We start from the raw sequence: 13,846 nt of genomic DNA on the forward strand, positions 1-13,846 counted from the left end.
ATGGCAGCCTAACAAACTTTAATTGTTGAAACGATAAAAATTATTCGTTTTATTTATGCCCTTAAAGGAGCTAATTTCGCGCCATCAATAGTCGCTACAGCAAACCTGCGTAGCGCACATTAATCCATCACTAAAAATTAAAGGAATTGCAAATGCGCATCGCCATTTTATCGCGTAACGAAAATCTATACTCTACTCGACGCCTAAAAGAAGCGGGTATCGCGCGTGGACATCAAGTTGATATCATTGACACCTTGCATTGTTATATGGATATCACTAGTAGCAACCCAACCGTACGCTACAACGGTCAAGTATTACCACAATACGACGCTGTCATCCCACGTATTGGTTCATCAGTCACATTTTATGGGACTGCAGTGGTTCGTCAGTTCGAAATGATGGGAACTTTTTGTGTCAACGAATCAGTTGCAATAAGCCGCTCGCGCGACAAACTGCGTTCACTACAGTTACTCTCTCGTAAAGGTATAGGTCTACCGCGCACTGGCTTTGCAAGTAAACCTGACAAAATTCAGGATTTAATTAAGAACGTTGGCGGCGCTCCTTTGGTCATCAAATTGCTCGAGGGTACTCAAGGTATTGGTGTGGTGCTCGCAGAGACCAACAAAGCAGCAGAAAGTGTTATTGAGGCGTTTATGGGGCTCAAGGCAAATATCTTAGTGCAGGAGTTTATCAAAGAGGCTGGTGGCGCAGATATTCGCTGTTTTGTTGTTGGAGATAAAGTTGTAGCAGCAATGAAGCGCCAGGCAGCAGAAGGAGAGTTTCGATCCAATTTACATCGTGGGGGAAATGCACAACTAGTTCGCTTGTCTAAGGAAGAACGCGCAACCGCCGTTAATGCAGCGAAAGCAATGGGACTTAACCTTTGTGGCGTAGATATACTACAGTCAAATAATGGACCAGTTGTCATGGAGGTCAATTCCTCCCCTGGCCTCGAAGGTATTGAAAAGGCCACTAATAAAGATGTAGCGGGATTGGTCTATGAGTTTATCGAAAAAAATGCAAAACCAAATGCCAACCGTACTAAAGGAAAAGGATGAGCGATTTCGTTATTGCCGGGGTAGATATCTATCCCGGACAAGAAAAACAAATTGATTTACCGGTAGCAAAGCTATACACCGATACCCAAATGTCGATTCCGGTGCATGTCATTAGAGCAAAGAAAGTAGGGCCAACAGTATTTGTAAGCGCTGCAGTGCATGGCGATGAGCTCAATGGTGTCGAAATTATACGGCGATTAATGGCCTCAAAGCTGAAAGTTATTTGTGGAACTATTATCTTAGTACCTATGGTTAACGTTTACGGAGTGCTTAATCAAAGTCGTTACATGCCGGATCGCCGTGACTTAAATCGCTGCTTCCCTGGCAGCGCTAAAGGTTCTTTAGCGGGGCGTTTAGCGCATACTTTTATGAACGAAATAGTGAAGCTTTGCGATTATGGGATTGATTTGCACACTGGAGCAATCCATCGCTCAAACTTACCCCAAATTCGCGCTGACCTTGACGACAAACAAACCTTGGATTTAGCAAAATCGTTTAATGTACCAGTACTTCTAAATGCTAATTTAAGAGACGGCTCGCTCCGCGAGTCAGCGGTTAGAAATGGGACCCGGGTGCTACTTTATGAAGCAGGACAAGCGCTTCGATTTGATGAGTTGTCGATACAAACTGGTGTTAAAGGGGTATTAAATGTACTTTCTAGTTTGGGGATCACACGAAAAAGGCGTGCACCCAAACCGCTAAGTCAGTATATAGCTAACCGCAGCGATTGGGTCCGAGCTAATGCCAGCGGATTCGTTTGCGAGTACGCGAAACTAGGTGCTCTGGTTGAAAAAGGCGTTGTTCTTGCTGATATTAATAGCCCAATGGGCGAACTAATAATGCAAGTTAAATCCACTCGTTCTGGAATCATCATTGGCAAACAAAACATTCCATTAGTTCAAGAAGGTGAAGCGATGTATCACATTGCTTACTACGGTGATGATGAAGACCTAGTTGCAGAACAAATAGAACAGATGCAAGACGCACTGCAACGAATAGAACCTATATAGTCGATCCAATGGAGAAAAGTTGGTGGATAAAATAATAATTGGGAACTTGGAATTATGCTCCCTCCCCGAACTTGGCATAAACGAACTAGAAGTAAGGATTGATACAGGTGCAAAAACGTCGTCATTGCATGTTGATAATTTGGAGCGCTTTAAAAAAAATGGGCGGCCTTTTGTTAGCTTCGACCTGCATCCAGACGTCTATAACCTAAAAAACGTTGTTCGATGTACCTCACCATTACACGACTCCAGACGTATAAAGTCGTCCAATGGCGAAGTGGAACAACGGTGCGTCATTAAAACTACCTTCAAATTGGGGCGTCATGATTGGCCGATTGAAATAACCTTAAGTAATCGATTAGACATGAGCTATTCAATGCTATTGGGCCGAGAAGCTATGGCTAATCGAGTATTGGTTGACCCTTCAGCTTCTTTTCTATACTTAGATGAGTAATTACCAGTCAGTTAATTTGGATACGAACAGCACAGATAGCCACAACGAAAACTACTATTTGTGCGGTCCAAACTAGAAAACAATTTAATCACGTAACTACTGCTTTTTACTAATTTGACTCAACTCATAATTTTTAAATTAATCTTAATCGCCTTTTTATATCCATCGTTTTATTGACTAAACTTCGCAGGTATAACTTTCATTTGTACATCATTTCAAGCGCTTGCTTTTGATAAGGAACCTAGCATGAAGACACGATTAGCAGCACTAACCTTTATACTAATTCTTCCCCTACCCGGTCTAGCCAATCAATGTGGCGAAGTTACTATTGCTGATATGAATTGGAACTCAGCAAGCTTTATGGCTCATCTCGATCAATTCGTCCTTAGAAATGTTTTCGATTGCGACGCTCAACTTATCCCCGGCGACACCATGCCAACAGGTACTTCTATGGTCGAAAAGAACGAACCCGATATAGCTCCAGAGTTTTGGAGTAATTCAATGCGAGAAGCTTTGGACAACGGCGTAGCACAGCAACGACTTAGCTATGCTGGGGTTTCTCTGAGTGACGGCGGCGAAGAAGGTTTTTGGGTTCCGGACTACTTAGTTGAGCAATATCCTGAAATGGCAAACATTGAAGGTGTAATAAAACATGCAGCCTTGTTTAAACATCCCGAAGGGGAAGACAGTTTCGCATTCTACGGTTGCCCAGCAGGCTGGACTTGCCAGCTTACAGCAGGCCACTTGTTTGATGCTCTTAACTTAGAACAAGCTGGTTTTACTATAATAGATCCAGGCTCAGGTGCAGGGCTTGCGGGAACCATTGCCAAAGCCTACGAGCGCAAACAACCTTGGTTTGGCTACTATTGGGCTCCGACACCAGTGTTGGGCAAGTACCCTATGGTTAAGGTTGAGTTTGGACAAGGTAGCGACCAAGCTCATTACAATGACTGTATTAGTCAAGTTGAGTGTGATGAGCCGCGACCGATTATGTACCCACCTTCTTTGGTTCAAACCGTTACTACTTATAGCTTTGCCAGCAAAGCGCCCGAAGCTAATGCCTATCTTGGAAAACGCTCATTTACGAATCAACAAATGAACGCACTACTCGCTTGGATGGAAGATAATCAGGCTGATGGCGATTATGCCATGGAGTACTTTCTTAAAGAGTTCCCAGAACTGTGGAAAGTCTGGTTTAACCCCCAACAAATCGAAAAGCTAAATAAGGCTCTAGCTGCACTTTAGCAGGTAGAGAATTATCAAATGGATGATGCTAGCTTAGATTGAACCCAGTCTGGGTTAGCGTTATAAGATCTGAGATGAGTAACTGTTATTGCTTGTCTTCGTATGCGCTTTAGCAGCTTTAAACTTCTGCTAGTTATTCGGACTGTGCTACTTTTTAGCAGGACATGTAGCCGGTACTTTAGCCTACTTTTGAATAACCATTTTGGCTGCCCATCACTTGCGACAAGTCTTGTAAACGATCCGTCATAACTTTGATCATTTGAAACTGTTGCAACTGTTTACGATCATCTAACTTCAATACGGGATCGATCAACATACAACACGCCGTTTGATAACTGGTTTCAATAACGAGAAAACGCCCTACTTGGTCGTCCAAATTTCTCAAAACTACAATATCCCCACACTGAAAATCAGTATTCTGATTCCAACGAATACTGCTGGCAGCTATTTGAAAATGCCAACTTTGAGGCATGATTGGTTTGTGGAAAAACCCGTTAGCTAAGGCTTGTAAAACGATATGTAATTTGGTTTCGAACGGCCAATCAAGGTTGTCCATTTGATCAAGAAGACTGCTGTAATAGGCCAGATGCTCTGGTAAAAAACTTTGCTCACAATCTTGTGGATTAGCGCAGTTTTTGTCATTAATAACGGACACAAACTGAAAACTATCACCAATATTTAAAACTAGTGATTGTTGTTTGTCACAAAAGCTCCAACGCCAAGTGCTATCAGGACTAAAATTAGACAACGCTTATTTCCCTACTCAGTAAACAGGCCCGAACATTCCAATTGCTTACGGGTAAAACTATACATTTATAGCGCCACAATGATCTTATACACTTTGATCATATAAAGGATCATTTTAATAATAAATGATCCTTTATTTTAATTGGAAGTCGCTTTTTATTTATTTGTAATATGAACTAGTTATAGCTTACTAAACAATCAAATTCAAATGTTTTATTATCAAACTGAATAGTAGTTAAACAATTTAGAATACTCTAGCTACTTTTTTAATTAATCCAGGACCTTTGTAAATAAAGCCGCTATATAATTGAACTAGTTTTGCTCCTGCTTCAATTTTTTCTTTTGCTGCTATTGCTGAATCGATCCCACCAACACCAATAATCGGTACCGTATCGCCAAGATGTTTATAAAGCTTGCTGATCACTACCGTTGATTTGTTTTGAAGTGGCCTACCGCTTAGACCACCAGCTTCTTGTCCATGCTTCATGGCTTTGACTAGCTGACGATCTAAAGTCGTGTTGGTCGCTATAACACCATCGAGTTTATAGCGAATTAAGGCATCACTTATTTGTTCAATTTCATTATCTTCTAGATCTGGCGCAATTTTGATCAATAAAGGAACGTGTTTATTATATTGCTCACTTAATTGATCTTTCTTAAGCGTTAGATCTTTTAATAGATCTTCTAATGCCTCACCATACTGTAAATTACGTAAACCAGGTGTATTAGGACTTGAGATATTAACTGCAATATATGAAGCATGTTCAAAGGCTTTTTCCATGCCTATCAGGTAATCATCTTTACCATGCTCAACTGGAGTATCAAAATTCTTGCCGATGTTAATACCAAGAATGCCATTGAAAGAACTTTGCTTCACTTGCTCAATAAGGTAATCAATACCTTTATTGTTGAACCCCATGCGATTAATAAGCCCCTCAGCTTCAACAAGTCTAAAGATTCGAGGTTTGTCATTACCAGATTGAGCTCGAGGAGTAACCGTACCAACCTCGACAAAGCCAAATCCCATCGCTGCAAACGCATCAATACACTCACCATTTTTATCTAGGCCAGCTGCGAGACCAACCGGGTTGGGGAACTCTAGACCCATCAATGAAACAGGCTTTGCTGCTATATTTTGCTTATAGAGTAAATTGAGAGGTGTGTTTCCAGTTCGCTTAAAGCTATCAATGATTAAATCATGAGCTTTCTCTGGATCGAGCTGGAACATTAGGCTTTTTGCTAAGGGATAATACATATTCGGCTCCGATGTGCCCCGAGCGTAGAATGACAGGGGGCTTCGGGGCGTAGATTCTACCTATTTTGAACTACAATTTAAATTTAAAATGTTTAACTCACGCAATAAAACTGAGAATTTGGCAAATTCATGGCTGCCACTGGTCTTAAAGTCGTTAAGCATGTTGCTCCAACGTGTCAACGACTGCGCGTGTTCTTGTTTCCAAGCATCGACTAGCACTTGTTCTTTTAGGCTAGAATCCCAAGCGATCACCGTTTGCGTCAGCTGGCGTTGTTGCCAATCTAGATCTTCTCTGAAACTTGCACGGGCCAAGGCCTGCCAATGATTTTCTACTGACTGTTGGTTTATTTGATGTAGGAACCAATGCAAACCAATGTCAGCGCCAAGTTTAAAGTAAATAACAGCCACTTCACTTAAGGGCTGATTTTGCTCCGCACTAATTTCAGCCAAGTCTAGAACCGAATAAATAGAATTTAATTGCGCCATTTGGCACGCTAGTCCCTGCGGCACTCCCTGCCCTACAAAACAATCCGCTCGTTTATTAACAGCTTCATTATCTTTGTTCACCAATAGTTTTTTCAAGCCACCAGATAAAGCTGCAAAGCTGGGGTGATAACGTTCGATCTGCTGTTCAATGCTTAAGCTTCGATCTCGTAGCGTTAAGAAACGGCGCGTGGCTCGGCGCATTAAACGACGTAAAGAATCCATCATCTCTAATTGTAATTGGGCATCAATTACATTATCTAGAGCTTCAATTTTTTGTAGGGTTAATTCAACCTCAAATACCTCACTTGCCACAACAAAACACTCACAAATTTCAGCCGGCGTACTTCCCGTTTCTTCATTGAGGCGAGTGACAAAATTGAAGCCAACCGTATCCACGATCAAATTAGCTAATCGGGTAGCAATAATTTCACTGCGAAGCGGATGATGTTGCATTTTTTCTGCGTACTTGTCTTGAAGAAGACGTGGAAATGATTGTTCCAAAATCCGAGTATAGAAAGGATTATCACTAACCTGAGGCACATTAAGATGCTGTTTGAGGGACATTTTCGCATAAGCAACTAAAACAGCCATTTCTGGTCGCTCAAGTGATTGCCCCTTCACACTACGTTCACTTAACTCTTCATCGTTAGGCAAAAACTCCAAACTTCGATCCAATTCATCTTGCTGTTCTAGATGGTGCATAAAACGCGATATTTCTTTGGCGTTAGAAGGCTGGTGTAGCTGAGAAATACTAATAGACTGACTTTGACGATAAGCGTTACGCAGCACAATTTTAGCCACATCGTCTGTCATCTCAACCAATACTTGGTTACGATGCTTTTGAGTAAGTTCACCATCAGTAACCAAACTATTGAGTAGAATTTTTATATTTACTTCATTGTCGGAACAATCAACACCACCAACATTGTCGGTAAAATCTGTATTAATTTTGCCACCATGCTGAGCTATTTCGACCCGTCCAAGTTGCGTTATACCTAGATTTCCGCCCTCGCCTACAATTTTTGCACCTAGTTCAGAGCCATTGATGCGCAAGACATCATTCGCTCTATCACCAACCTCTGCATTGTTCTCAGAGCTTGCCTTGATGTAGGTTCCGATCCCGCCATTCCAAAATAAGTCGACCTTGGCCCGAAGTATAAGCCCTATTAGCTGGTTCGGTGTCAGGCTGCTGGCGTCGGTATCCAAAAGCGATTGCATAGCTTTGCTAAGCGGAATTGATTTAGCACTGCGTAAGAAAATACCACCGCCTTCAGATATTAATTCTTGATTGTAATCCGACCAAGATGAGCGAGGTAGTTCAAAAAGACGACGGCGTTCAGCATAAGAACTTGCTGAGTCGGGCTTAGGATCAATGATGATATGTTGGTGGTTAAACGCTGCAACTAAACAGGTATGTTTGGATAACAACATGCCGTTCCCAAATACATCGCCAGCCATATCCCCAATTGCAACACAGCTAAAGTCTGTGGTTTGGCAATCAATGCCAATTTCTCGGAAATGACGTTTTACCGACTCCCATCCTCCTCTCGCCGTAATTCCCATGCCTTTGTGATCGTAGCCATTGCTGCCTCCAGAGGCAAAAGCATCGCCCATCCAGAATTGATATTCATCGCTGAGTTGATTGGCAATATCACTAAATGTTGCAGTGCCTTTATCTGCTGCAACCACCAAGTACGGGTCGTCCTCATCGTGGCGGACTACATCCCGCGGCGGCACAATCTCACCGTGTAAATTATTATCAGTGATATCTAGCAAACCGCGAATAAAGGTACGATAACAAGCTTTGCCCTCTTCTAACCAAGCGTCTCGGTCGGAAATAGCTGGCAATTGTTTGCAAACAAAGCCACCTTTTGCTCCCACAGGAACGATTACCGTATTCTTAACTTGCTGGGCTTTAACTAAACCGAGCACTTCCGTACGGAAGTCTTCTCTTCGGTCCGACCAACGCAGTCCTCCCCGTGCAACTTTACCACCACGCAAATGCACCCCTTCGACCCGTGGCGAGTAAACAAATATTTCGAAGTGAGGCAGTGGCTTCGGCATTTCACTAATTACAGAGGGGTTAAATTTAAAGCTGATATAATCTTTTTCATTCTTTTTTGCGTCACGCTGATAGTAATTGGTTCGAAGCGTCGCTTTGATCATTTCTAAGAAACGCCGAATAATACGGTCGTCATCCAAGTTCTCTACGCTATCTAACCATTTGATAATTTTACTTTCTAAATTGGCTTCAGACTCAGCAGAACGCTTTAAACTCGGTTGGAATCTGCGCTTAAATAAAGCAATTAACAATTGCGATATTTGCGGATAGTTAACTAACGTTTCTTCAATATATGTTTGGCTAAAATTACTGCCGATCTGACGCATATACTTAGCATATGCGCGCAGCAGTGCCACTTCTCGTCCACTTGCAAGCGCTCCTAACACCAACTTGTTAAAGCCATCGTTTTCGAGCGCACCATTCCATACCTTGGCTATCGTAGATTGGAAGTTATCGCGGTTTTTCTCAATATCTAATTTTGAAGTACCCACGTACAACATTGAGAAGTCTAAGATCCAGTAAACGCTGCCGTCGCTCGTGATCATGCGATATGGCCGCTCTCCAATCACTCGAAGCCCAGTATTTTCCAAAATTGGTAGAATATCTGAAAGGTGTAGCGGCTCACTTAGGTGGAATAGTTTGAGGCGAACAACATTCGAATTGTCGTTTTCTTCTTGAGGTCGATAAAACAACATACCGAGCTGGTTTTGACTATTAAGTAGCTCTAGTTGGGTAATATCTGCAACAGCAGAGCCTGGCAATACATCCTCTTTGTAAGAACGCTGAAAAGCATCTTGGTACTTATTGAACAGCTCGTTACCCCGCTCTTCGCCAAAGTTAGACGATAGCGAGTCTGAGAGCTTGTCCTCCCATGAACGCGCAGCTTCAATAAGGTTGGCTTCAAGTTCAGTCAATTCATACTCCTGATGCGGATCACCTACTTTAACTATATAGTGGGTCCTGGCTAAATTCCCTTCAGTGAAAAAGGTGCTGAACTCGACGTCTTCATCGGATCCAAAATGCTGTTTAAGTACTTCCTGAGTCTTAATTCTAAGTGCTGTGTTGTAGCGATCTTTGGTCGTATAAACTACGCAAGAATAGAATCGTCCATAGACATCTTTTCGAACAAACAATCGAACTAAATCGCGCTCCTGAATGTTTTCTACACCTAAGCCGATCTCTAGTAATTCGTTCGCGCGAGCCTGGATGAGTTCATCGCGTGGGTATGTTTCCATGATATTAAGTAAGGCTTTAAACGCATGGCTGCCGGTTTTCAAACCCGAACTATCCATAATTTGCATGAGCTTTTGCTTAATCAGCGGTATCTCTAATGCCGAACGATTGTAGATGGAACTTGCATAGAGACCAATGAAGCGATGTTCACCGATAACTTGTCCTTTGGCGTTATAATCTTTAATGCCGACGTGGTCGATATAGGCGGGTCGATGCACCCGACTCAAGTAATTACTTTTATTTAAGATTAATGGATTGTCATCCAGCGCAAGCTCTCGACCACTTGGTGTGTAAGTCGACAACTTAACTGGCTGTCCAGCAGCTATATTCTTATATAGACCTAGACTAGACTCAGGCGCCCCACTAAGAATGTAGTCTCCCTTTACCGCCTTTAACGCGTAGTATCGATACCCCATCAAGGTGAAGTTGTGTTCCCCAACCCAATTGAGAAAGGCAATACTATGCTGATATTGGTCAGACTTTTGTTTGCCTAAATACTGGCTCAAGGTTTTGGTGTGGGTTCGCAATTCATCAAGCATCGGTTGCCAATCATTAACTACAAGATCAACTTCGCTTAGCATCAGCTCGATCTCGGCTCGAATCTTAAGTAAAGCTTCTTCGTCGCTTTGACGGTCAATCTCAACCATAAATACGGTTTGTAATTTTTCATCACTTTGAGAGGCCTTAGCAACCTTGGTAATATGGCGCTGAGCATTGCGCTCTACTTTAATTGGTTGATGTAGCATCAAATGGCAGTTTATTGCGTTGCGACTTAGCAGCATTCGCATTGAGTCGACTAAGAATGGGGAATCGTTAACTACTATTTCCAAAATTGTATGCGTGGATTGCCATCCGTGACGACTGAGTTCTGGATTGTAAACCCGAATATGGCTTTCAGACTCATGGCTTAAGTTGAGTGCGTTCCACAAACCAATCCCAACGCCATATAGATCACTGTCGTTACGATTTAACAAATCTGAATGGCTCATGTTCCCAAATAGAATTGACATGAATTGTTGAGCAGTTAGAGCTTGATCGGCGGGGAGTTTGTGGTGAACAATTTTATAAACTTTTTCGAGAAGAACTGAAGATGAAAACTGGCTACTGGTCATAAATGCCTCTTAACTCAAGTAAAACCTATAAGTACTGTCAGTGTCTCATTTTGATGATTTCACGGCTCTGCATTAACCAGCCAAGTAAAATGAACAACAACAGCGTTAAGTTATAAACGGAAGTAAAGCGCCACCGGTTGAATGTGATGAACAACATATAATAACGCTAAACTTCTAAATATTAACAAAATGTTATAGATACATTATAAAGCTGAAGTAAGGCTTAGCAATTCAGAAGCTCTTTCAAAATGAGGCTTGACGCGCATTTTTGCTATATTTTTATCAATTCGACAAATTTATTGTTGTCCAATGTTAAACGAAAGCGCCCTTCTATACCGGCAGCTGTAACAAAAGGCAAAAACCTCATGGCCGGAATTTGAACCCTTAAACCGCCTTCTTCGTACACAACAATCGAGCTCACTTGGCCACGATAAACCTTAAGAAACTCTCGATAACTTACAAAAATAGAAAAATAATATTGAGTCATATAATACGGCGCTCAAAAGAGCGCCGCCATCGGTCTATTTAATGAGTTGTTCTAAACCATTGCTCACCTTCTCAAACAAATCTTTGCTTAAATCAGGAAGAGCAGCTAAACGTTGCAGCTGGGATTTGATCAATGCTTTACGGTTATCATCAAAGTGTTTAACTTGAATCATAGGCGTGATCAAGCGGGCAGCAAGTTGTGGATTGCGACTGTTAAGGTCGATTAGCACCTGACAAAGGTAAGCATACCCACTACCATCCTTAGCATGGAAATTACGTTGATTCCCCATAATGAAGGCCCCTATCACTGAACGAACTCGATTTGGATTTTCTAAACTAAATATAGGATGCTCACGCAATTTATCAACCCGCGCAATTGCACCAGTTGTACTAACGCGCGCTTGCATACTTAGCCACTTGTCCATCACCAATGGCTCGTTACACCAGCTATTTTCAAAGTCACTTAGAATCTTCTCAACTCCAGGCGCTTGGGCTGCGACCAGAGATTCCATGGCTGCAATTTTGTCATTCATGCTGCTCGCGTCGTTATAGCATTGTATTACCCAACTTGGGTCAACATGCGCTAAATAAACTTGGCAGCGAGCAACTAAAGCGCGGCACGCGATGTCAGCGTGCGACAAGGTACCTTGGTCTTGGGACTGCATCTGTAGCGCTCGTTGTTTGAGTTGAGGCTGTAATTGCGTCGCTATCGTTGAAAGTAATTGATCGCGAACACTTGCAACGGCTTCAACGTCCACTAATTCGAATAACTCATAGAATTCTTGTTCCGAGGGTACACTTAACACTAAGGCCACAAATTCCGGATTAAGGTCATGGTTTTCTAGCACTTTAAGCAAGCCATTTAGCAAAGAGTCGGGCACCTGCGCCCGCTTGCCTTGTTGAATATCAGCAACCATCGATACGCAAGCCAAGTTGAACATTTGAGCGGCGGCGTCCCAACGCGAAAATTCATTGCTCGCGTTTTCTAGTATTAGTTGTAGAGCATCACTGCTTAGGTTTCGCTTAACCTTTACTGGTGCTGAAAACTCAGTAAACAACACCGCGCAAGGCTTTTCATTAAGACCGGTGAAAGTCCAGGCTTGTTGTGCCTGGGTAAAGTCGAGTACTGGTCTTGATAGTGCTTTACCATCTATTTTAGCCACAATGGTTTTGCCTGCAGAATCGAGTAATTCAAAACCAACCGGAATATACAAAGGCTGCTTTGTATCTTGGTCTGCAGTAACAGGCGTAAGCTGACTCAAGGTTAACTGGTATTGCCCAAGACTAGCGTCGTAGCTTTCTTGAACACTTACCTCCGGTGTCCCACTTTGGCTATACCAACGTTTAAACAAGACTAAATCGACACCGGATGCGTCTTGCATCGCTTGTACGAAGTCATCGCAAGTTACCGCTTGACCATCAAAGCGCTCTACATATAACTTCATCCCTGCCTGAAACGCTTGCTCACCCAGTAAGGTGTGTAGCATGCGTATCACTTCAGAACCTTTTTCATACACTGTTAGTGTATAAAAGTTATTCATCTCAATCACTTTCTCGGGACGAATTGGATGGGCCATTGGACCGGCATCTTCAGCAAATTGATGACCACGAAGCGTACGTACGTTTTTAATCCGATTAACGCTGCGCGAGCCCAAATCTGAACTAAATTCTTGATCTCTAAATACGGTTAAGCCTTCTTTAAGAGAGAGCTGAAACCAATCTCGACAAGTAATTCGATTTCCCGTCCAATTATGAAAATACTCATGCCCAATAACGGCTTCAATGCCTAAGAAATCTTCATCAACGGCAGTGTTTTTATTAGCCAACACATACTTCGAATTAAAGACATTAAGTCCTTTATTTTCCATTGCTCCCATATTGAAAAAATCGACTGCAACAATCATGTAAATATCTAGATCGTACTCAAGTCCGAAGCGTTCTTCATCCCAACGCATAGACTCAATTAAAGACGTCATTGCGTGTTCACTGCGGTCAAAATTACCTTTATCGACGAATATTTGGAGCGCTACTTCACGACCACTTCGCGTAGTGAAGCTGTCTTCTCGTACATCAAAATCACCTGCAACTAATGCAAACAGATAACTTGGCTTCGGGAAAGGGTCGTGCCATTTGGCCCAATGTTGTCCATCACCTAAGTCTCCAGAGGCAACTTTATTACCGTTACTGAGTAGATAAGGGAACTGGGATTTGTCCGCACGAACAGTTGTGGTAAATACAGCTAGTACGTCTGGACGGTCTAGATAGTAAGTAATCCGACGAAATCCTTCGGCCTCGCACTGGGTACAATAAGCGCCATCAGAGACGTATAGGCCTTCCAAAGTCTTGTTGTTAAGCGGATCAATTTGCGTTGAAACTTCGAGTTCAAAATCAGCGGGGATATTAGTTAGCGTTAAACTGGTTTCATCGCAAACATAATCGGTGTGAACTCGGCCATCAATCAAAACTGACAGCAATGTCATCTGCTCACCACTCAAAACTAAACTTTTGGAACTATCATCAAGACGGCTGATTTGAGTAGTTGCGACGACTTTGGTGGCCGTTTCGTTCAGACTGATATCTAACTCGATGGTTTTAATAGTGTGGCTCGGAGCTTGATAGTCCAAACGAAATTTTGCTAAAGCTGACATATAAATCCCTAATAAAGTAACGGCCGACTCGGATTTCAGTTCTACTGTAAAGA

At 42.4% G+C, this 13,846-nt stretch carries 9 protein-coding genes; 4 read left to right on the top strand and 5 right to left on the bottom strand.

The genetic code is table 11. The features are described 5' to 3' along the window. Positions 1-152: 152 nt before the first annotated feature. From rimK to DBZ36_RS07090, 4 genes are all read left to right on the top strand, one after another. Positions 153-1,058 (top strand): 30S ribosomal protein S6--L-glutamate ligase, encoded by a 906-nt coding sequence (gene rimK / locus DBZ36_RS07075; protein WP_120354202.1) that lies wholly within the window; start codon positions 153-155, stop codon positions 1,056-1,058. Continuing rightward, positions 1,055-2,068: a succinylglutamate desuccinylase/aspartoacylase family protein gene (locus tag DBZ36_RS07080; protein ID WP_120354203.1), complete on the top strand. Its 1,014-nt coding sequence runs from the start codon at positions 1,055-1,057 to the stop codon at positions 2,066-2,068. Before rimK ends, DBZ36_RS07080 begins: the two co-directional genes overlap by 4 nt. A 22-nt stretch (positions 2,069-2,090) precedes the next feature. Continuing rightward, positions 2,091-2,519, top strand: coding sequence for an ATP-dependent zinc protease family protein (locus DBZ36_RS07085; protein WP_120354204.1), 429 nt, complete (start codon positions 2,091-2,093; stop codon positions 2,517-2,519). A 246-nt stretch (positions 2,520-2,765) separates the two neighbouring features. Continuing rightward, on the top strand, positions 2,766-3,764 hold the full coding sequence (locus DBZ36_RS07090) for an ABC transporter substrate-binding protein (RefSeq protein ID WP_120354205.1): 999 nt from the start codon (positions 2,766-2,768) through the stop codon (positions 3,762-3,764). A gap of 178 nt (positions 3,765-3,942) precedes the next feature. Here DBZ36_RS07090 and DBZ36_RS07095 read toward each other — a convergent pair whose 3' ends face one another. The 5 genes from DBZ36_RS07095 to pepN all read right to left on the bottom strand — a co-directional run bounded on the left by DBZ36_RS07095 (position 3,943) and on the right by pepN (position 13,793). Beyond that, a complete protein-coding gene (locus DBZ36_RS07095) occupies positions 3,943-4,512 on the bottom strand; it encodes a cell division protein ZapC domain-containing protein (protein ID WP_120354206.1) in 570 nt (189 codons plus the stop codon). A gap of 243 nt (positions 4,513-4,755) precedes the next feature. Then, the gene (gene pyrD / locus DBZ36_RS07100; protein ID WP_120354207.1) at positions 4,756-5,766 is read right to left on the bottom strand and encodes a quinone-dependent dihydroorotate dehydrogenase; all 1,011 of its coding nucleotides are present in this window, start codon (positions 5,764-5,766) and stop codon (positions 4,756-4,758) included. 60 nt (positions 5,767-5,826) lie between these two features. Continuing rightward, positions 5,827-10,659 (bottom strand): NAD-glutamate dehydrogenase, encoded by a 4,833-nt coding sequence (locus tag DBZ36_RS07105; RefSeq protein ID WP_120354208.1) that lies wholly within the window; start codon positions 10,657-10,659, stop codon positions 5,827-5,829. 271 nt (positions 10,660-10,930) lie between these two features. Next, positions 10,931-11,146 (bottom strand): DUF2835 family protein, encoded by a 216-nt coding sequence (locus DBZ36_RS07110; RefSeq protein WP_120354209.1) that lies wholly within the window; start codon positions 11,144-11,146, stop codon positions 10,931-10,933. Between the two features lie 34 nt (positions 11,147-11,180). Next, positions 11,181-13,793: an aminopeptidase N gene (gene pepN / locus DBZ36_RS07115; RefSeq protein ID WP_120354210.1), complete on the bottom strand. Its 2,613-nt coding sequence runs from the start codon at positions 13,791-13,793 to the stop codon at positions 11,181-11,183. Positions 13,794-13,846: the final 53 nt, after the last annotated feature.

This window comes from Alginatibacterium sediminis, from assembly GCF_003610775.1.
Lineage (GTDB): Bacteria > Pseudomonadota > Gammaproteobacteria > Enterobacterales > Celerinatantimonadaceae > Alginatibacterium > Alginatibacterium sediminis.